This is a genomic window from Hymenobacter mellowenesis (assembly GCF_030581005.1).
Classification (GTDB): Bacteria; Bacteroidota; Bacteroidia; order Cytophagales; family Hymenobacteraceae; genus Hymenobacter; species Hymenobacter mellowenesis.
The window spans coordinates 390,186-409,166 of sequence record NZ_JAUQSX010000002.1 but is presented as its reverse complement, the minus strand read 5'-3'; the positions used below and the strand labels follow the sequence as shown (position 1 = coordinate 409,166).

Below are 18,981 nucleotides of genomic sequence, written 5' to 3'. Positions count from 1 at the left end.
ACAAATATCAATGCCTTATGCTAATGCGATTCTAGTTTAACGTATCTAATCTATTGAATCTTCATTCTGAACCTCTTCACCCTTACTCATTGATTCCTCTACATGCTTTGCATATGCGATAAGGCCAAGTTTTTTCCACCCTTTTGGCAATGCACCGTGTTTATCAATGCACCAAAGGGAAAAGCTTTTCAAAAACTCATTCTTCCTTCCTTGAACAACTTCATTAATTAACTTTTTCCTTGTCTTTAGCCAAAGGTCATCGGGTACAAGTGTAATTCTAGTTGGGTTCGCATTAACGTTATAGAATTCTTTTCTATTTACTCTTTCAAGTAGTCCAAACCAATCCTCATGGTTTTTTGAAGATGTACCAAAGTAAATCAGGCTATCACCAATCATTATATTGTAAGGGTTTGACAAAAGAGGATAAAAAAGAATGAATCCATCAGTTGTCTCTGTCGAAACATTTTCAGGCGATACAACGACAAATGGATAGGCAAATTTTTCAGCCTGTCCTTCAAGTTCAGTAAACCATTTTTTTTTATCGTACACCACTCCACGGTAACCTTCACTAGCTGGAATAACCGCATGTAGCACTTCCCTCAGCGCTTCTTGTAATGTATCAGTTATTTGAAAGGACTTTGTCAATCCTTGACTTGAAATACTAGCTCGCCATACCAATGAATAAATAAATGACTGATAGGCAAAAGGATTTACCCTCCTGCATTCTACTAAAGTGACTCGCTTTTTTTCTTTGGTTTCCGGAAAATTAACTTTAAAATTTTCTTTTCGAAATTTGCCAGATAATTCTTCCGCAATTACTGTTTCAACCTAAGAAAATCTTTTTTCACAACCTGGGCAGAGAATTTCATCCTCTTTTATCGGCTCTGCTTTTTTATTTTCTTTGTAATCTTGAAACGGGTTTTTTGTAATCAAAAAACTTTTTTCCTTATCTCTCAAACCGATTACTGGTTTAATGTAGAATGCAGACACTATATGCGAGCCAGTTTGAGTAGCTTCTTTCTCTAGGCAAAGTTTACAGGTTTCCATTTTTAACCACTGTTAATAAATCAATTACTAAACCTAATGGATGAGTGATAATGAATCACACTCCCATACGGGCACGGCCCTAAGCTACACCCGTTTCTTCAAGAAGTAGCTAGGGGCGGGGGCGTTAGGGTAGCGGCAGGGGCTCGTGGGGGTTGATAGCGGTTAGGCCGGGCAGGGCCTGGAAGTCGCTCACGTTGCGCGTCAGGAGTGGGAGGCCGTAGGCGAGGGCGGTGGCGGCAATGATGGCGTCGGGCAGCTTGATGCGGTGCTGCTGGCGCAGGCGGATGGTTTCTTGCGTAACAAGCTCATCGAGGGGCAGCACGGCCACGCTTTGCACAAAAGATTGGAGGAAAGCAGACTCTGGTACGGGCACCACTTTGCCAAGCAACTCGATGCGGGTGATAATCGAAATGGCCACTCTTTGCGCAGCCAGTTGGGTATCGAGCCAAACGGCACTCGCAGATGGGAGCCTGCCCAGCACCAAGTCGATGATGACGTTGGTATCGACTAAATATCCCGCTCCCATTCGTTGCGAATTTCGTGCAGGTGTTTATCCCATTCCTCGGCCGGGGTGGTGGAGATGGCAGCAAGGGCACCGGCCCATTTTCGGGGGGCTGGTGGGGTGGCTTCGGCGGCAGGCTTCACTACCCGCAGAATATTCAGGGCTTCGAGCTGCTGCAGGAGTTCGTAGGCTTTCTCGCTTAGGGGTTCAATGAGGACAGGGGCCATCGCAGGAAGGGGTTAGCGGTTCTCTAAAGATACGGAGGTAACAACAGCGGCGATGGAAACAGTGCGTCTCTAATCCCGGCGCACTCAGATTAAACGGCACAAAAAAACGCCCTGCCGGGCGGCAGGGCGTTTTCTATTCAACGATTTTCGGCAACCGCTTATTTCAGCTTGATGCCTTGCGCGGCCATGGCCTGCTCCGTCTTGGCGTGGTTGGCCAGGTACTCGGCGTGCTGGGTTTCGGTGCGCTTGGGGCCGAGGCTGGCAAAGTGCTCGCGCAGCTTGTCGGCGGGCAGGTCGGCGCCGTAGGACGGGGTGCCGGGCTGCTGGCGCCACGACTCGGGCAGGGTGCCGTCGTCCACGGCGTCGAAGCCCAGCTCTTCCACTAGGGCCATTACTTTTTGCTTGGCGGCGGCATCGTCGGAGGCCACGGGCAGGGCGATGCGGCCGGGGGTGCCGGCGGGCAGTCCCTTGTTCTGGAGGTGGTCGGCGTAGATGTTGTTGAACACCTTCACCACCGGGCGGCCCAGGTGCTGCTGCACCCACCCGCTTTCGGTGAGGTCGCCGGTTTCGAGCTCCGCGATTTGGCCGTCGCGCAGCAGGGGGTAATAGTTGCTGGTGTCGATGATGGGCACCTCGGCCGGCACGCCCGCGAACAGGTCTTGGGGCAGGTCGGGGATGTTTTTCAGCGGGATGGTGACGACGATGAGGTCGGCGCCCTGGGCGGCTTCTTCGGCCGTGACGGGGGTGGCGCCGGTTTTCTGGGCCACGTCTCCCAGGGTTTCGGGGCCGCGCGAGTTGGCGATTTTAACCGAGTGGCCGAGGCTGGTGAGGCGCACGGCGAGGGCGCTGCCGATGTGGCCGGCGCCGATGATTCCAATGTTCATACTGCGAATGTTTAAGCGGGTGATGCGGCAGCGAATTGCGGCCGCAGGGGTTTAAACAGCGGTGGGGGCAGTTTTGCTTTTTTCGGCGGCCAGTTACCGGATGGCCGCGCAATGTCTCAGGGCTGTTCTATTGCTCCTGCCCTTCTAAGTCCTTAGTCGCAATCCACTCCAGAATGGCGGTATCGGCCCCGCCTATTTCCACCACGCGGCTGCCGTGCAGCATGGCGCCCAGGCCGTGTTCGTCTTCCCAGGTGCAAACGAAGGTGTAGCCGGTGTAGCTGAGCCCGGCTTTGGCCGTTGGGAAAATGGTGATGGAGGTGAGGGTGATGAGGGCTTTGAGGTCGGCGGGTTGCCGGAGGGCGGGCAGGAATTCTTCCGCTTCGGCCTCGTCGTAGCCGTTCTCCTCGCGCCAGACCAGATAATTCTCAGCGTATAGCGCAAATACGGCCTGCAGAATGGCGTCGCGCACCGACTCCTGCCGGGCCAGCAAGTCCTCGAAGGCCGCGGCTTGGCTGGGCAGCGGCGGCGCCGGCTCGTCGCCTTCGGTGTTGACGTGGATTTCTATGGTGTCGTTGGCCGAGTCGGCACCGAGCTGCCAGGGGCGCTGGCCGGCCCAGGCCGGCAGCTTCACCGCGCCGTCCCAGTAATAGCCGTCCCATTCAAACGGTGGGAATGGCGGGGATAGGGTGTCGTCGGCAGTCATAATGGTTACAATGGTGTGAAGCGGAGGGCAAATGCAGCCAAAAGAACGTCATGCAGAGCGCAGCGAAGCATCTTTACCTCAATACTAATCCTGTCGATTGGATTGCATTGAGCGGTAAAGATGCTTCGCTGCGCTCTGCATGACGTGCTAAAGGGGCACAAGCTGAAGCTTATGCTACATGGGCAGCCCCGGAATCTTGGCGCCGCGCTCGCGGGCCACGTCCTGGGCCAGCTCGTAGCCGGCGTCGGCGTGGCGGAAGATGCCCATGCCGGGGTCGGTGGTGAGGACGCGGCGCAGGCGTTCGGCTTTTTCGGGGGTGCCGGTGGCTACTATCACCATGCCGGAGTGGGTGCTGTTGCCGATGCCCACGCCGCCGCCGTTGTGCAGGCTCACCCAGTCGGCGCCGCTGGCGCAGTTGGCCAGGGCGTTGAGCAGGGGCCAGTCGGCCACGGCGTCGGAGCCGTCCTTCATGCCTTCGGTTTCGCGGTTGGGCGAGGCCACCGAGCCGCAGTCGAGGTGGTCGCGGCCGATGACGATGGGAGCCGAGACCTCGCCCCGCGCCACGAGGTCGTTGATAACTAGGCCGAACTTCTCGCGCTCGCCGTAGCCCAGCCAGCACACGCGGGCCGGCAGGCCGATGAAGGGTACTTTGGCCTGGGCCTTCTCAATCCAGCGGGCCAGGAGCTTGTTGTCGGGGAAGGTTTCGAGCAGGGCGCGGTCGATGCGCAGGATGTCCTGCGGGTCGCCTGAGAGGGCGGCCCAGCGGAAGGGGCCTTTGCCCTCGCAAAACAGCGGGCGGATGTAGCCGGGCACGAAGCCTGGGTACAGGAACTGGCCCGCTTCGTCGCGCACGTTCAGGCCGCCTTTTTCGGCCTGGCCGCGCAGGTTGTTGCCGTAGTCCACGGCGATGGTGCCGCGCTTTTGCATTTCCAGAATGGCCTCCACGTGCTTCACAATGGAAGCCAGGGCTTGCTTCTTGAACTCCTCGGGGTTGGCCGTTTTCAGGGCCAGCACCTCTCCTATCTCGCCTTCGGGAATGTAGTCCATCAGGTCGTGGGCCGAGGTTTGGTCGGTCACGATTTCGGCGTCGAAGCCCAGCTCTAGCAGGCGCGGCAGCACGGTCGCCGCGTTGCCGGTGAGGCCCACGGACCAGCCTTTGCCATCGGCCTTAGCCTGCTCGCACAGCTCCAGGGCGTGGGTGAGGTCGCGGGCCTGCTCGTCCACGTAGCCCTCGCGCACCTTCTGCTTCACCCGCTCGTCAATGGGCTCGATGACGAGACACACGCCGTCGTTCATGGTCACGGCCAAGGGCTGGGCGCCGCTCATGCCGCCCAGGCCGGCCGTGAGGGTGATGGTGCCGCGCAGACTGCCGCCGAAATGCTTATCCGCCATAGCGGCAAACGTCTCATACGTGCCCTGCAAAATGCCTTGGGTGGCAATGTAAATCCAGGAGCCGGCCGTCATCTGGCCGTACATCATCAGGCCCATTTTGTCGAGTTCATCGAAGTACTCCTGGGTGCTCCACGCGGGCACGATGTTGGAGTTGGCGATGAGGACGCGGGGCGCGTGGGGCCAGGTTTTGAGCACGCCCACGGCCTTGCCCGATTGCACGAGCATGGTTTCGTCGGCTTCCAGCTCCTTGAGGGTTTTGACGATGGTTTGATATTCCTTCCAGTTGCGGGCGGCGCGGCCGGCACCGCCGTACACAATCAGCTCATCGTAAACCAGCGAAACGGCGGGGTCGAGGTTGTTTTCCAGCATGCGCAGGGCGGCTTCGGCTTCCCAAGTTTTGCAGCGCAGCTCGGTGCCGTGCTTGGCCTTGATGGTTTCTTCAGGCTTGAACTCGTAGAACATTGGGCGCTTGCCTTCGGGCTTGGGCGGAGTGTTCGAGAGGGAATTGGCTTCGAGATTGAGCTCAGCGGTCTGGTCGGTGGTGGGCGTCATGGGCGGGTGGTTTGGGTGGTGCGGCGAAGATAGGAAAATGTAGCGTGGACTCTGCGAGTCCGCGCATGCCCGTTTCTTGTGAGCTTTCCGTACAATTCCAAATACGCGCGGACTCGCAGAGTCCACGCTACATTTCCCCCATGAGCACCGACTATAAACCCATCGACTGCAACTACTACGACGAGCTGGAAGCCGCTGCCACCCAGCGCCGGCGCGTCGACCTGCAATATTTCAACGACCTGCGCCAGCTTTGCCTGGGCTCAGGCGTGATTGAAACACTGTTTATCCGCGACAAAGTGGAGTACATGCGCCTGAAATCGGGCGAGGAAATCCGGCTTGACCATCTTATCCGGCTCGATGACAAGCAGGCGCCCGGCTACGCCGATTATCCCGATTTCAGCTGCGGCTGCTGAGATTATACTGGACAAAAATGAACGTCATGCTGAGCGCAGCCGAAGCATCTCTACCGCAGCAGTAAAATCAATTACATGCGCGGTAGAGATGCTTCGGCTGCGCTCAGCAGGACGTTCTATTATGCAAGGTCAGTCCTGCCCCTCCTGCCGGAGTGTCACGCCGCCGTTGGTGGTGATGGCGCGCACCGGGGCGCCGCCCTTGCCCAGGGTGATGGCCATCTCGCGCCGCAAAAAGCCCGTCCGGGTCACCGGCATATTTGCGCGGATGTTGCCCATGTTGGTGCTGGTAAAAAGCTGGGCCGAATAGTCTTTAGGAAGCTTCCAGGAGATACCGCCGTTGGTGGTTTCTATGTCGAGGCCTTTACCGTCCCATTGGGTACCAGTGAGTGCAATGCTCAGGCCGCCGTTCACGGTTTGGCCCGTCACCTGGCCGCCCAGGCCCCGGAGCGACACGCCGCCGTTGGTGGCGTGGAATTTCACGTCGCCCAACAGGTTATCGAGGCTGATGCCGCCGTTCATCGTGTTCAGAGCCAGAGTAGTTCGGCGCGGCACAAACACCTCGTAGCTCACAGCATACTGCTCGTTTTTCTCCGTGGAGGTGGCTCGCAGCTCGCTGTTGGCGGTGGCAATGCTCACGGTTTTTACGCGGGCCTGGGCTTCGGCTTCGGTAGGTGCCCAACTCGTCACCTTAGCCCGGATGCGCACGTTGGGGCCGTCCCAGCCGTGCACCGTGATGCCGCCGTTGGCGCCGCCTTCAATGCGCAGGGGCTGGCCGGCGGGCGCGGGCATGGTCAAGTCGCGGGTTTCGCAGAACTGCTGGTTTTCGCCGCCGTTGCGCCAGCCGCCGCCTTCCTGGCAGGTGCTGGTGAATTGAGGCTCGGAAACGGTTTGGGCTGAGGCCACGAGAGCCAGGCAGTTGAGGGCGAGTGCAGAAAAAAGGGCTTTCATGGATATTGGGAAATATGATTGGAGAGTTGAAGCAACGGGTGACTGCGCCGGGCCGGCGGTAAGCGGCAAAAGGGGTACCGGGCGCCCGCCGATTCGTTACACGGCCCTCCTCATTTTTTCACCGCTTAGGTGCGGCGCCACCTGCTGCCGCCGGCCGTTGCCTCATTATGCGAAATACAATGGCAACCGATTAGCAAAAAATATTTTCCTTATAACAGTAATTTTTTATTGTTTATCAATAAATATCTTGTTCATTTGTCTCACTCTATCACCAACCCTTCTCGCTCATGAACCGCTTCACCACTGGCATCATCACCGGCTTGCGCTACCTGTTTCTGGTGGCGAGCGTGGCCGGCGCGCTGGCCCTGACCTTTTATCTCTACCGGGCCTTTTTCGTGCCCGAGCAGCCCGCCGATGTCATCACCCTCAACGTGCGCCAGCGCCCGGCCCTGGATTGGGAAACCGAATTAGGCCAAATGCAGGACGCGCGGCAGCAGCTCGCCGGGCGCGACTCCGCGCTGCTGCTGCCGCGCAGCCGCTCCTTCGTGCTGGTGCAACACGAGGCCAGCGCCGCCCGCCGGCTAGCGTTGCGCCTCGTCAACGCCGAGCCGCAGTCGGTGCCGCGGGTGGTGGCGGCCCTGCTGTTCTGCTGGCTCGTGTACCGAATTCTGCGCGACCTGCGGCCCGGCCAACCCTTCGCGCCGGCCAACGTGCGGCGCCTGCGCTGGCTGGGCGTCCTGCTCATCGGCTGCGACGTGTACTACTGGCTGGCACATTGGTGGCTGAGCGCCTACCTGGCCGATGCGGCGGCCGGCCTCACCCCGGTGATGGATTTCGGCTCCTCGCTGGTGGCCAACTGGCTGATTGGCGTGCTGTTGCTGCTCGTCGCTACCGGCTACCAGCGCGGCGTGGAGCTGGCCGAAGATGCCGAATTCACCGTCTGAGTTACGTTTTTATCGCTCCTCTTCTATGCCCATCATCGTTCGCCTCGATGTGATGCTGGCCCGACGCAAGATGTCGCTCAGCACCCTGGCCGCCGCCGTCGATATCACGCTGGCCAACCTGTCCATTCTCAAAAGCGACAAGGCCAAGGCCGTGCGCTTTTCCACCCTCGAAGCCATCTGCAAGGCCCTGGACTGCCAGCCCGGCGACCTGCTGGAGTATGTGCCCGGCGAGGGGCCCATTGCGCACGACGACGGGTAATGCTACTTACCCAGAAGCGTGACAGCACATAGGCCGCCATGCAGAGCGCAGCGAAGCATCTCGCGTGCTTTAACCAGCTCAATTGCAATGATTACTACCCCACGCGAGATGCTTCGTGACGCTCTGCATGACGGCAAATCAATCTCGCTTTCACCACTTTCCATCATTTCCATGAAAGCCCCTTTTTTCTGCTCATTCCTCGCCGCTTCCCTTCTTCTCCATTCGCCGGCCAGCACCCAGGCCCAGAGCCTGCCCAAGCAGCTCGATGCCCTGGCCGTTTCCTACGCCAAAGCTGGCCAGCTCAACGGCACGGTGCTGGTGGCGGAGCACGGCAAGGTCGTTTTTGCCAAAGGCTACGGCCTGGCCAACCGCGAATGGAACCAGCCCAACGCGGCCGACACCAAGTTCCGGCTGGGCTCGCTCACCAAGCAGTTCACGGCCCTGCTGGTGATGCAGCTGGTGGAGAAAGGCAAGTTGAAGCTCGACGGCCACGTCTCGGATTACCTGCCCGATTACCCGAAAGCTGCCGGCGATAAAATCACCATCCACCACTTGCTCACGCACACCTCGGGCATACCCAACTACACGGCGCAGCCCGGCTTTGCCGCCGCCAGCATACTGCCCACCACGCCCGCCGCTTTCCTGCGCACGTTTGCTGAATTGCCACTGGAGTTCGAGCCGGGTTCGACGTATCGCTACAGCAACTCGGGCTACTTCCTGCTGGGCGCCATCATCGAGAAAGTGACGGGCAAGCCGTATGCGCAGGTGCTGAGCGAGAACATTTTGCAGCCCCTGCACATGCAGGACACTGGCTACGACCTGGCCGAAACCGTGCTGCCCCGGCGCGCAGCCGGCTACGACAAAGCCGCGACCGGCACGTTCTACAATACCTCGTACGTCGACATGACCGTGCCCTACGCCGCCGGCTCGCTGTATTCCACCGTGGGCGACCTGTATAAGTGGGACCAGGCCCTGTACACCACGCAGCTGCTGAACGATGCTAGTAAGGCGTCGCTGTTCAAGCCCTTCAAAGGCAACTATGCTTACGGCTGGATAGCCTCCAGGGCCGTGGTTGGCGCCGACACCGTGGCGCTGCTGGGCCACAGCGGGCACGTCAACGGCTTTGGCGCCTACCTGCTGCGGGCCCCGCGCGACCGGCAATTGGTGGTGGTGCTCGACAACGAAGGCGGCCCGCACGTGCAGGAAGTGAGCCTGGACCTGCTGCGCGTGCTCTACCACCGGCCCACCACCGGCCCCAAGCCGGAGCCCGCCGCCCGCCAAGCCGTGGCCGTCGATGCCGCCACAGTGGCGCCCTACGTGGGCAAGTACCAACTCGCGCCCACGTTTTTCATCACGGTGAAAGCCGACGGCAGCCAGCTCTCGGCCCAGGCCACCGGGCAGCAGCCCTTCGTGCTGGTGGCCACCGGCCCGGCCCGCTTCACGGTGCAGGGCGTGCCGGCCGAAGTCGAATTTGTAAAAAACGCCAGCGGGGCCGTCGAGAAGCTGATTCTGCACCAGGGCGGCAATGCCTCGCCGGGCACAAAAGTGGAATAGGGCGCACCCCTAAGCTGGACATCTGCGTAAAGCCGGGCTCCACCAATCCCCTTTGCAAGCTCTATGGATACCCTAGCCGCCGGCGTCACCCAGCTGCGCATTCAGCGCTTTGTCAATGTGTATTTTGTTGAGACCGGCACGCCCGGCGAGTGGGTGCTGATTGATACCGGCCTGCCCGGCAGCGCCAAAACCATCATTGCCGCCGCCGACAAGCTCTTCTATCCCGGCACCCACCCCGAGGCCATCCTCCTCACCCACGGCCACCTCGACCACCTGGGCTCGGCCCGGGAGCTGGCTGACCACTGGAACGTGCCCGTCATCGTGCACCCGCTGGAACTGCCCTACGTGACCGGCAAAGCCCTCTACCCGCCGCGCGACCCCACCGTGGGCGGTTCGCTGGCCTTCATGAGCCGCTTCTTCCCCACCCAGCTGCCCAACCTCGAAGACCGGGTGCAGGCGCTGGATGCCGACGACCCCAGCACGCCCTACCTCATGAATTTCCGCTGGCTGCACGTGCCCGGCCATGCGCCCGGCCAGCTGGCCTTCTTCCGCGAGGCCGACCGGGTGCTGATTGGCGGCGATGCCTTCGCCACCACCGACCACGACTCGGTGCCCGCCGTGCTGCTGGGCCTGCCCAAAATCAGCCGGGCCGGCACGCCCTTCAACTACGACTGGCAGGCTGCCCGCCAATCGGTGCAAACCCTAGCCGACCTAGAGCCCAAAGCCATTGGCTGCGGCCACGGCCCGGTCATCACGGGTCCGGAAGCCGCCGCCGGCCTGCGCGCCCTGGCCGATAATTACCCCATACCCGCGCACGGCCGCTACGTGAACGAGCCCGCCCGCACCGACGCCAGCGGCGTCGAGCACCTGCCGCCCGCGCCCAAAGACAAGCTGCCCATGCAGGCTGCTATCATCGGGGCCGGCATTCTGGCGGCCGGGGCGGCGTGGCTGCTCACCGGCGGCCGGCGGAAGGGTAAAAAGGAGTCGAAGGCTTATCGAAAAGCCATCAAAGCCGCGAAGAAATCGGGCAAATACCCGTCGGCTACCCCACCCCCGCTGTACCGGGGCGGCGTTGGAAGCTAAAGTAACGGCGGCCGGTATAGGGACGTAGCAACTGCCCCTGACCAATCGGAAAACGAAGCCGCGTAGGCGGTGACAGGTGCCTTTCCGGCGCTGTCGCCACCTGCGCGGCTTCGTTTTTTGAGGGCCCAAGCCTGGCAATGACTGCTAACTAGCGCCGCTACACAGGGGCGCGGTCACTCGGGCTGGTTAGTAGTTTTTCCAGGCCTCGTACACCTCATCGTCCTCGGCCGAACGTCGGCTGGTCGTGACGGTAGTTCTGGTTTTGAGCGTGCTCCGGGACTGGAGAAAATAGGCCAGGTACATGACGGGCGCCAGAAATACCCAAGTGGCCACGTGCTGGCTGGGGTCGAAGAGCACCAGCCCGGCCAGCAGCAGCCAAACGATGGCTACGCCGGCCAGCACCTTGCCCAGCACGGAGCGCCCCAGAGTGCGAGGCGGCTCGGCCACCAAGCCGCTGTCCAGGCTGTTGGCAGCGGCGGGAGCGGCGCTGAGTGTAGCAGCAACGGGTATGCTGGCGAAGGCCGGCCGGGATTCTTCGAGGCGGGCGGCCAGCACTTCGGTCCAGGCGTCCAAGGTCAGCAGGCCCGCGCCGGGGTTGCGCATACGCTTGCCGAATTTGAGCGTGGCCCCGCCGTGGAGTTGCAGCTCCAGAATCTGGTAGGCCGACTCCATTGGCCGCAGGTAGTTGGCAATGCGCGGCAGCGGCAACTCTTCGGCCGGCTGGCCGAGTGCCACGGGCTGAATGCGCAGGCTGCGCGGGCCCAGCTCCAGCTGCACGGCCCGGTAGCCCCGCTGCCAGGCCAGGTAACCCACCGCCAGCAGGGCGGCAGCCAGCACCAAAACCGGCGGGCTGGGCTGCGTCACCAGATTAATCAGGCCGGTAATGAGGCCGGCCACCGAGGCCAGGACCATCAGCCAGAAATAGCCCACGCGCACGGCAAAGGCCTCGCACGCGGGGCCGGTGGCCTCGAAGGAAAAATTGGAACCGGCGCTCTGGGCCGTGGGCTGCTCAATGGGGCTGACGGTACTCATGGGATGAAGAATGAATGAGACAATGATGGGCAATCAGGGTTCGAATTCATTTTCTGGGCGGCCTACTTGCGGGTGTGGGCTGGTGCTGCCGCCGGGCGAACCTGGGCCGAGTTGGGCACCGGGCGGCTCGCGGCGGCGCGGGCGGCATCCAGCTTTTCATCTTTGGGCTTGATGGCCCAGTGCACATTCATCACCAGCGTAACTATCAGCACTACGCCGATAACGCCTATCACAAAGAGCCATCTGGCTAGCTTGAGCAACCAGGTGGGCCAGGGCACTGGCTCTTTGGGGAAAGGCGGCGAATTACGCATCGGATGGCTTGTTTAAGTTGCAACTGGGTCTGGGGCCGCTTAGTCGCCCAGCTTCACGGTGCCGTCGTCGTTAAAGGTGCGTTTCACGTCTTCGGAGCCCTTCACCACTAGGCCAAAAACCTCCCGTCCGCCGTCGGCTTCCTGGTTCAGCACCATGCTCAGGGCCTGGGCGGGCTCGCTGTAGTTGAAGGTGCCGCCGTAGGTCACCGGCTTGCCGTGCGAATCGGTGTAGGTGAGCTGGATGTTCTTGCCGTTGAGGGTGTAGCGGCCGGTTTCATCGAAATGGTTGCGGCCGTAGGGGCCCGGAATCGTCAGTTTTTTCTCGTAGCTGCCGCTGGGGCCCAACGTGAGGGTGCCGCCTACGCCGCGGGTGTTGGATGGCTTGGGGCTGTACTTCGGGGCGTAAACCAGGTACACCGTGTAGGTGTAGGTGGTGAAAAACTTGGTGGGCAACCCGCTAGCCGCCAGCACCTGTGCAGTCGGCCGGACAGGGTTAGCCGGCGCGGCTTTTTTTGGGTTCTTCGATTGGCCGGAAGCGGTGCCAGCCGACACCAGCAACAACATTGCGCAGCAAAACTTATGCATGAATCATCAAGTAGAAACGGGTAAAAATGCCCCATAAAGCGCCTATTTGAGTTCGGGGCACTGCTTTTACTGGGGCGGGGCCACGTTATTCTGGATGGCCATGGCGGGCGCCGAGGTGTCAATCATCTTGCACACCCAATCGCCAAACGTGGTGCGGTAGCACAGGCCGCTGGCGTGGGGCTGGGGGTACACGTTGCAGTTTTTCCCGGCATTGGGGAAGACTTTCGAGATTTTCGAAATCTGGTAGCGCACGTAGCTGCCCCGCACTGGATACACCAGCGCCGACACATCCGCGTCGGGCAGCATGTCGGTGTTAGGCAAGAAAGGCCGGCCCTTGCCAATCTGCAACGTCACGTTGCCCACCAAGTATAGGTCGTCGCCGAAGAGGCCTTCCGTGCCGCAAATGAAGTATTGCATGGCCTGATTGGCCGATATGGGCCCTTTCGGGGGGGCTTTCGTGCTGGGGCAGGTGCGCGGGCCGCGGCTGCCGTATAGGGCCCGGTAGTCCTGCGCCGATGCGCCCGAAGTCAGGAGGAGAAATAAGGCGCAGAGGAGAGCCGCCGGGGCTACTCGATTGAACATGGAATGTTGATTTTAAATTAGTAATCAATAACAAACCGAGACAAAAGCTGCTTCAGCACCTCCCGCCTGGCCCTGCTCCAGGCCAAAGCCGGCGGGCGGCTTATAGGCGCTTGTAGGCCACATTGTCGAAGTAGAACCGCGTTACCTGGCCGGTTTTGTCATTCTTCTCCACCGGAAAAGCCACGCCGCGGTTGGTGTGGCCCTGCGCATCGGTGAGGGTGAGCAGCCAGCCGTTCAGGCTCCAGCGGCCGCTGTTGCCGCTGCTGCTACTGCCGGCGCTGTAGGTTTTGGCGCCGTCCGCGTCGCGCCCCCCGAAGCTGGAGGCGCCACCGCCGGTGTAGGTGCCATCGGGCCGGAAGGTGAGGCTGCTCACCGCCGAGGCACTGCCGCTGCTCGTGCTGATGGAATTGCCGCCCTCGAACGAGCCCGTGAGCTGGCCCGGGCTCGTGAAGGGCCGGCCGGCCAGGAAAATGCCCATGTCCCAGCCAAACGTGGTGGCTTGGGGTTCTACTTCGCTGCTGGATGTTTGGCCGCTGGCCCAGCGCACGGTGAGCTTATTGCCCGCCACCGAATAGCTGCCGCGCGAGCTGGCCGGCAGGGCCGCCAGCGCCGCCGCCGAAAACCCCTTGGGGTCGACGTACACCTGTCCGTTGGGGGCAAAATAATAGGTCGACTTTTCCAGCGAGCGGGTGGCTATCCAGTACCGGGTCATGAAAAACAGCCCCACTGGCCGGCCGCCATTCACGGCACCCGCCACGGGCTGGGTGAGGTCGCCGGCGTTGGCGGCAGCGGCCGGGCGGGCGACCGCAGCGGCGGCGCGCGGGGCGGCGGCTACGGCTCTCGGGGCGGCGGCGGCCGGTGTGGCGGCCCCGCTTTCCACGGCTTTTTTGCGGGCCAGGGCCGCAATCATGCCGTCCGAATCATCGACGCTGGTGAAGGCCTCGTAGGCTTTTTGATAGGCCGCCGCGGCGCCGGCCCGGTTACCGGCGGCCTGCAGCCGCTGGCCTTCTTTCATGTGCACCGCGCCGGGGGGGCCGCTATAGGCCGGTTGGGCTACTGCTCTGGTGTTCATAATGGCCGTAAGCAGCATGCCTGAGGCCATTAGTGCGCAAAACTTTTTCATAGCGGGCGCTTATAAGGTTAGGGATATAGGCCGCTGGTTTAAGGCTGAGCAGCAACCCAAAGGGGCTCAGCCCAGCCCGCAGCCACTCCATCTCCGGAAAGCTAAGCGCCGACCCACCGCCCCTGCCGATGAAGTATAGCAAGGCCCGCAAAAAATCGACCGACTGAGGCTGTCATCTGCAAGCACGAACGCCGGAACAACACGAAAAAAAGCTAACCCCTCAGCGCATCGTTTCCTGCCCCACGGCCGGGCTTCGCTAAACTTCTGTTTATTTGCCTGCTCTGTTTTTCACTTATGCCTTCCAGCCCCGCTCCCTTTACGTGCCTTGTCCTCGATGACGACCTGCTGGTGCGCGACTTGGCGGTCAGCTTTGTGGAGCGCATTCCGTCGCTCCTACTCGTGGGACAGTATGACGATGCCCTGCTAGCTTTCGAGCACCTAGCCCGTACCCCCGTCGACATCCTCATCACCGACATCGAGCTGCCGCAACTCAGCGGCCTGGAGTTGGTGCGGGCGCTGCGCCAGCCGCCGCAGGTCATTTTCATGACCTCGCACCCCGAGTACGCTCTGCCCACCTACGAACTGGATGCGGTAGATTTCCTGGTGAAACCCCTGCGTTTCGACCGCTTTCTGCGGGCCATCGACAAGGCGCTGCTGCTGCTGCGCGGCCGCGCGGCTGAGGCTGCCCCGGCGCCCGTTGCCCCGGCCGACGCCGCCGACCCAACGGCCGGGGCCGACACCTTTTTCATCCGCACCGAACTACAATTTCTGAAGCTGCGCTACGACGAGGTGACCTACGTGGAGGCCATGCGCGACTTTGTGAAGGTGCACCTGCTCGACGGCACGGTGCACATCACCCTGGTCAACCTCAAGCACATGGAGGAGCAGTTGCCCCCGGCCTTGTTCGTGCGCACGCACCGCTCCTTTCTGGTGAACATCCGGCACATTGACGCCGTCACCAATCAGGAAGTGCGCATCGGCAAGGTCGAGGTGCCGCTGGGCAGTACCTTCCGGGAAACCGTTTTGAACCAAGTGGTGCAGCAGCGGCTGCTCAGCCGTCATCCGTCCAAACGGGCGTAGGCGGCCGGCTGCTCGGCCACGGGCAGACGCAGGGTGAAGGTGGTGCCCTGGCCCGGGCCGGCGCTGGCCACCCACAGCTGGCCGCCGGTGCGGGTGGCCATGTCGCGGCTGAGCAGCAGGCCCAGGCCGGTGCTGCGGGCCTGGCCGGCCTCGCCGGCGCGGCGCTCCAGAGCATCGGGCCGCAGGGGCTGGTGGGGCGTGGGCGTGGGCAGGCCGCGCCCGTTATCGGCCACGGCCAGTTGCCAGCAGCCAGCCTCCTGGGTGGCCGAGATGCTCACGGTGCCGCCCGCGGGCGTGAACTTGATGGCATTGGCCAGCAGGTTGCGCAACACCAGCCGCACGGCGGCCGGGTCGGCCCAGGCGCGTTCGTCGCCCGTCAAGTGGTGGGTGAGGGCGACCTGGGCCGCGTCGGCCGCCGCCGTGAGCAGGCCAATGTTTTCCTCAACCAAGCCGGCCAGGGCCAGGTTCTCGGGGCGGGGCGGGGCGCTGGCCCGCATTTGCAGCGCGGCCCAGTTCAGCAGGTTTTCGAGCAGGGCCAGGGTGTGGTCGAGGGTGCGGGTGAGGCGCTGGGTGTACTGGCTGAGCCGGGCGGGCGGCAGCGGCGGCCCGTCCAGCAACTCGACGAAGGCGTGCAGCGAGTGCAGTGGCCCGCGCAAATCGTGCCCGATGATGGAAAAAAGCCGGTCTTTCGTCGCGTTCAGTTTGGTCAATTCGGCACTTTGCCGCTCAATCTGCTGGTTTTTGTGGCCCAGCAGGCGGTTCAGCCGCCACAGGGCCAGCCCGGCCGCGGCCACCACGGCAAAGCCCAGTCCCAGGCCCCACAGCTGGCGCTGCTGGGCTTGCAGGCGCTGCTGCTGGGCCTCGCCGGTGCGGGCCAGGGCCTGCGCCCGCGCCCGCTCCTGGCTGAGCTGAAAGTCGCCCTGCAAACGCCCCATTTCCTCGGCCTTCGACTGCGTGAAGAGCGTGTCGTGGGCGGCGTACGCCTGCTCGGCAAAGGTCAGCGCCTGGCGGTAGTCGCCCCGCTGCTTGAGCAGGCCGGCCAGCAGTTGGCCGGCCGTTTCCAGCACGCTCCAGTCGCGAATGGACGTGGCCAGCGCCAGGGCTCGCCGGGCCTGGGCTTCGGCTTCGGCCGGGTGGCCCAGCTTCTGGTGCAGCTGCCCCAGCGCCACCAGCGTGGCCGCCAGCGTGCCGGTATCGCCCGAGTTTTCCAGCAGCGCGCGGGCGCGCTCCAGCGTGGCTTGCGCGGCGGGCAGGCGCTTTTGCTCAGTTTGCAGCTGGGCGTAGTCGCTCAATACCACGCCCAGCTGGGCCCGCTCGCCGGCCTGCTCCGATACGGCAATGGCTTCCTTGTAAAACGTCTCGGCCTCCGTTAGCTCCCCCAGTTGCTGATGCGAAGCGGCCACGTTGGTCAGGCAGTCGGCTAGGGTACTTGTTTCGGGGCTGCGGCGCACCAGCGGCAAGGCCTGCTCGAAGTACTGTTGGGCCTTCCGGAATTCGTTGTGCCGGAAATAAACCGCGCCCAGGTTACTCAGGCAATTGGCCTGCAAGGCGCTGTCCTGCAGCTGCTGGCTTTGCCGCAGCGCTGGCAGCAGCATAGCCAGCGCCCTTGGGAAGTCGCCCCGGCTGCTGTAAATAATGCCCAGGCCGTTGCGGGTGCGGGCTTCATCGCGCAAAGCGCCGTGGGCGTGGTAGAGACGCAGCGCCTCCTCGCAGGCGCGCAGCGCGCCGGGGTAGTCGTCCTGCTCATTAGCCACCTGGCCGAGGGTGAGCAGCACGTTGGCCAGGGCGTGGCCCTGGCCGGGGGTGCGCCGGGCCAGGTCCACGCCCTGGTTCAGGTAGGCGCGGGCTTCGGCAAAGCTGCCGTGCACCAGCTCGGCCTTGCCCAGCACGCGCAGGCTTTCGATTTCGCCGGGGGCGAAGTGCAGGCCGTGGGCCAAGGCGTGGGCTTGCACCAGCAACGGATGCGCGGCCTCGTTCCGGCCGGCCCGCAGCAGGCCCTGCGCCTGGTGCAGCAGGGCGCGCACCTGGGCCGTATCGGCCGGGGCGGCGGGGCCCGCTGCCAGCAGTCCGGCCATTACCAGGCCCGCAGCTAGGCGCTTTGCGAGGCTACCCAACCGGTAGCCCGCTGCTTGATTGCTTCTGCTGCTTACGTATTCCTCCACGTTTGCTCAGCTAATCAAAAGTTGTCTGTGTTTATTCAAGTAAATAAACATTACAGGCCCTGTTTTTGCCAAATCAGTTGCCAACCACTTTGCTGCTGGCCGGCTTTACCTTCGCGCGGCGTCGTCCTGACCACGGTAGAGCAATAATTCAGCGCTGCTATTTATATCATCCCATGCGTATTCCAATCGTTTTTTCACTCCTAATCAGTTTATCATCAGCTTCGATAGCCCGGGCGCAAACCAACCCGATTCGGCCGTCCTTCTACACCACCTATATCTACACAGCCTATACCGTGTACGACACCACCAGCGCCGGCGCGCCCACCCAGGTGAGCGGCGTGGGTGGCACCCTCACCTTGCGCGCCGACGGTTCCTACGAAAAGCGCATGAGCATCGTGGCCTCGGGCAAGCCCTATTATTTCAATCAAACGGGCACTTACACGCTGGCCGGCGACAGCATCCGCTTTGCCTTCAGCGACTTGAAAGGGGCCGATGTGCAGCGGGGCACCTTCCGGTTTCAGCCGGCCACGCAGCGCCTCAGCATCACCATTTTCGGCTACCCGGCCGGCAACCGGGGGGTTTACGACCTGGTGGCCGCGCCACCCAAGCCGCCAGTACCCGCGCCCAAGTCCCGGCCCAAAGCCAGCAAACGCGCGCGCTGAGCGCAGGTCGGCCGGGTATTTGGCGGCCCGCGCTGGTTCTGGCTAACTTGCGGCCCGTTTCGGCTTTCCGCGCCCCGCGCCGGCCCAAACGGCATTGTTAATTGCTCATTGTTACTTGTTAATTGACCCCCTATGGGACGCGCGTTTGAATTTCGTAAAGGCCGCAAAATGAAGCGGTGGGACAAAATGTCGAAAGACTTCACCCGCATCGGCAAAGAAATTGTGATGGCCGTGAAGGAAAACGGCCCCAACCCCGATACCAACGCCCGCCTGCGCGCGGCCATGCAAAACGCCAAAGGCGTGAACATGCCCAAAGACCGGGTCGAAGCGGCCATCAAGCGCGCCAGCAGCAAGGAAGAGAAAGATTACCAAGAGGTTGTGTACGAAGGCTACCTGCCCCACGGCGTGGCCGTCGTCATCGAAACCGCCACCGACAACCCCACCCGCACCGTTAGCAACGTGCGCCTCATCTTCAATCGCAACGAGGGCACCCTGGGTACGGCCGGTTCGTCGGACTACACCTTCACCCGCAAGGGCGTCTTCAAGCTGGCCGCCGAGGGCCTCGACCGCGATGAGCTGGAGCTGGAACTCATCGATTTCGGCGCCGAAGACGTGTACGAAACCACCGAAGAAGACGAGCACGGCGCCGAGCACAAGTACATCGTGGTCGAAACCGCCTTCACCGACTTCGGCCAGATGCAAAAAGCCCTCGAAGCCCAGGGCCGCCACGTGGTGAGCGTGAACCTGCAGCGCGTGCCCAACACCACCGTCTCCCTCAACGACGAGCAGCTGGAGGAAATCATGACCATCATCGAGAAATTCGAAGACGACGAAGACGTGCAGGCCGTGTACCACACGCTGGGCTAAGGGCCGCGTTTTGCTCGCTTTGCGAAATAAAGAACGTCATGCCGAGCGCCGCGAAGCATCTTGTCCGCA

Annotated in this window: 22 protein-coding genes; 8 read left to right on the top strand and 14 right to left on the bottom strand. The window is 62.0% G+C overall.

Going from position 1 to position 18,981, the window contains the following annotated elements; all coding sequences use genetic code 11:
• Nucleotides 1–45: 45 nt before the first annotated feature.
• From Q5H92_RS05755 to hutU, 7 genes are all read right to left on the bottom strand, one after another.
• Nucleotides 46–645 carry a hypothetical protein gene (locus tag Q5H92_RS05755; RefSeq protein WP_305010542.1) on the bottom strand — a complete coding sequence of 200 codons (600 nt, stop codon included), beginning with the start codon at nucleotides 643–645 and terminating at the stop codon, nucleotides 46–48.
• A gap of 183 nt (nucleotides 646–828) precedes the next feature.
• On the bottom strand, nucleotides 829–1,047 hold the full coding sequence (locus Q5H92_RS05750) for a hypothetical protein (protein WP_305010541.1): 219 nt from the start codon (nucleotides 1,045–1,047) through the stop codon (nucleotides 829–831).
• A 124-nt stretch (nucleotides 1,048–1,171) separates the two neighbouring features.
• Nucleotides 1,172–1,573, bottom strand: a complete 402-nt coding sequence (locus Q5H92_RS05745; protein WP_305010540.1) for a type II toxin-antitoxin system VapC family toxin — start codon at nucleotides 1,571–1,573, stop codon at nucleotides 1,172–1,174.
• A complete protein-coding gene (locus tag Q5H92_RS05740; RefSeq protein WP_305010539.1) occupies nucleotides 1,555–1,776 on the bottom strand; it encodes a hypothetical protein in 222 nt (73 codons plus the stop codon). The genes Q5H92_RS05745 and Q5H92_RS05740 overlap by 19 nt, the downstream gene beginning before the upstream one ends.
• A 158-nt stretch (nucleotides 1,777–1,934) precedes the next feature.
• Nucleotides 1,935–2,669 (bottom strand): NADPH-dependent F420 reductase, encoded by a 735-nt coding sequence (locus Q5H92_RS05735; protein ID WP_305010686.1) that lies wholly within the window; start codon nucleotides 2,667–2,669, stop codon nucleotides 1,935–1,937.
• Nucleotides 2,670–2,787: 118 nt separating this feature from the next.
• A complete protein-coding gene (locus Q5H92_RS05730) occupies nucleotides 2,788–3,363 on the bottom strand; it encodes a DUF6985 domain-containing protein (protein WP_305010538.1) in 576 nt (191 codons plus the stop codon).
• A 174-nt stretch (nucleotides 3,364–3,537) separates the two neighbouring features.
• Nucleotides 3,538–5,307 carry a urocanate hydratase gene (gene hutU / locus Q5H92_RS05725; RefSeq protein ID WP_305010537.1) on the bottom strand — a complete coding sequence of 590 codons (1,770 nt, stop codon included), beginning with the start codon at nucleotides 5,305–5,307 and terminating at the stop codon, nucleotides 3,538–3,540.
• Nucleotides 5,308–5,447: 140 nt separating this feature from the next.
• On the opposite strand from hutU, the gene Q5H92_RS05720 reads away from it, so the two are divergent.
• Nucleotides 5,448–5,720, top strand: a complete 273-nt coding sequence (locus Q5H92_RS05720) for a hypothetical protein (protein ID WP_305010536.1) — start codon at nucleotides 5,448–5,450, stop codon at nucleotides 5,718–5,720.
• A gap of 129 nt (nucleotides 5,721–5,849) precedes the next feature.
• Here Q5H92_RS05720 and Q5H92_RS05715 read toward each other — a convergent pair whose 3' ends face one another.
• Nucleotides 5,850–6,668: a DUF4097 family beta strand repeat-containing protein gene (locus tag Q5H92_RS05715; RefSeq protein WP_305010535.1), complete on the bottom strand. Its 819-nt coding sequence runs from the start codon at nucleotides 6,666–6,668 to the stop codon at nucleotides 5,850–5,852.
• Nucleotides 6,669–6,955: 287 nt separating this feature from the next.
• On the opposite strand from Q5H92_RS05715, the gene Q5H92_RS05710 reads away from it, so the two are divergent.
• The 4 genes from Q5H92_RS05710 to Q5H92_RS05695 all read left to right on the top strand — a co-directional run bounded on the left by Q5H92_RS05710 (nucleotide 6,956) and on the right by Q5H92_RS05695 (nucleotide 10,508).
• Nucleotides 6,956–7,612, top strand: a complete 657-nt coding sequence (locus Q5H92_RS05710) for a DUF2975 domain-containing protein (RefSeq protein WP_305010534.1) — start codon at nucleotides 6,956–6,958, stop codon at nucleotides 7,610–7,612.
• Between the two features lie 25 nt (nucleotides 7,613–7,637).
• Nucleotides 7,638–7,871, top strand: a complete 234-nt coding sequence (locus tag Q5H92_RS05705; protein ID WP_305010533.1) for a helix-turn-helix domain-containing protein — start codon at nucleotides 7,638–7,640, stop codon at nucleotides 7,869–7,871.
• A 171-nt stretch (nucleotides 7,872–8,042) separates the two neighbouring features.
• Nucleotides 8,043–9,425, top strand: a complete 1,383-nt coding sequence (locus Q5H92_RS05700; protein ID WP_305010532.1) for a serine hydrolase — start codon at nucleotides 8,043–8,045, stop codon at nucleotides 9,423–9,425.
• A 63-nt stretch (nucleotides 9,426–9,488) separates the two neighbouring features.
• Nucleotides 9,489–10,508 (top strand): MBL fold metallo-hydrolase, encoded by a 1,020-nt coding sequence (locus tag Q5H92_RS05695; protein WP_305010531.1) that lies wholly within the window; start codon nucleotides 9,489–9,491, stop codon nucleotides 10,506–10,508.
• 186 nt (nucleotides 10,509–10,694) lie between these two features.
• On the opposite strand, the gene Q5H92_RS05690 is transcribed toward Q5H92_RS05695, so the two are convergent.
• From Q5H92_RS05690 to Q5H92_RS05670, 5 genes are all read right to left on the bottom strand, one after another.
• On the bottom strand, nucleotides 10,695–11,540 hold the full coding sequence (locus Q5H92_RS05690; protein WP_305010530.1) for a hypothetical protein: 846 nt from the start codon (nucleotides 11,538–11,540) through the stop codon (nucleotides 10,695–10,697).
• A 62-nt stretch (nucleotides 11,541–11,602) separates the two neighbouring features.
• Nucleotides 11,603–11,851 (bottom strand): hypothetical protein, encoded by a 249-nt coding sequence (locus Q5H92_RS05685; protein WP_305010529.1) that lies wholly within the window; start codon nucleotides 11,849–11,851, stop codon nucleotides 11,603–11,605.
• A gap of 39 nt (nucleotides 11,852–11,890) precedes the next feature.
• Nucleotides 11,891–12,436, bottom strand: coding sequence for a hypothetical protein (locus tag Q5H92_RS05680; RefSeq protein WP_305010528.1), 546 nt, complete (start codon nucleotides 12,434–12,436; stop codon nucleotides 11,891–11,893).
• Nucleotides 12,437–12,502: 66 nt separating this feature from the next.
• Nucleotides 12,503–13,018 carry a hypothetical protein gene (locus Q5H92_RS05675; protein WP_305010527.1) on the bottom strand — a complete coding sequence of 172 codons (516 nt, stop codon included), beginning with the start codon at nucleotides 13,016–13,018 and terminating at the stop codon, nucleotides 12,503–12,505.
• Between the two features lie 100 nt (nucleotides 13,019–13,118).
• Nucleotides 13,119–14,090 carry a hypothetical protein gene (locus Q5H92_RS05670; protein ID WP_305010526.1) on the bottom strand — a complete coding sequence of 324 codons (972 nt, stop codon included), beginning with the start codon at nucleotides 14,088–14,090 and terminating at the stop codon, nucleotides 13,119–13,121.
• 345 nt (nucleotides 14,091–14,435) lie between these two features.
• Between Q5H92_RS05670 and Q5H92_RS05665 the strand changes: the two genes are divergently transcribed.
• Entirely contained in the window at nucleotides 14,436–15,221 is a 786-nt protein-coding gene (locus Q5H92_RS05665; protein ID WP_305010525.1) for a LytR/AlgR family response regulator transcription factor, read from the top strand.
• Here Q5H92_RS05665 and Q5H92_RS05660 read toward each other — a convergent pair.
• Nucleotides 15,200–17,296: an ATP-binding protein gene (locus Q5H92_RS05660; protein WP_305010524.1), complete on the bottom strand. Its 2,097-nt coding sequence runs from the start codon at nucleotides 17,294–17,296 to the stop codon at nucleotides 15,200–15,202. The genes Q5H92_RS05665 and Q5H92_RS05660 overlap by 22 nt on opposite strands.
• Before the next feature lie 260 nt (nucleotides 17,297–17,556).
• Between Q5H92_RS05660 and Q5H92_RS05655 the strand changes: the two genes are divergently transcribed.
• Nucleotides 17,557–18,045, top strand: coding sequence for a hypothetical protein (locus tag Q5H92_RS05655; RefSeq protein ID WP_305010523.1), 489 nt, complete (start codon nucleotides 17,557–17,559; stop codon nucleotides 18,043–18,045).
• 132 nt (nucleotides 18,046–18,177) lie between these two features.
• On the top strand, nucleotides 18,178–18,912 hold the full coding sequence (locus Q5H92_RS05650; protein WP_305010522.1) for a YebC/PmpR family DNA-binding transcriptional regulator: 735 nt from the start codon (nucleotides 18,178–18,180) through the stop codon (nucleotides 18,910–18,912).
• Nucleotides 18,913–18,981: the final 69 nt, after the last annotated feature.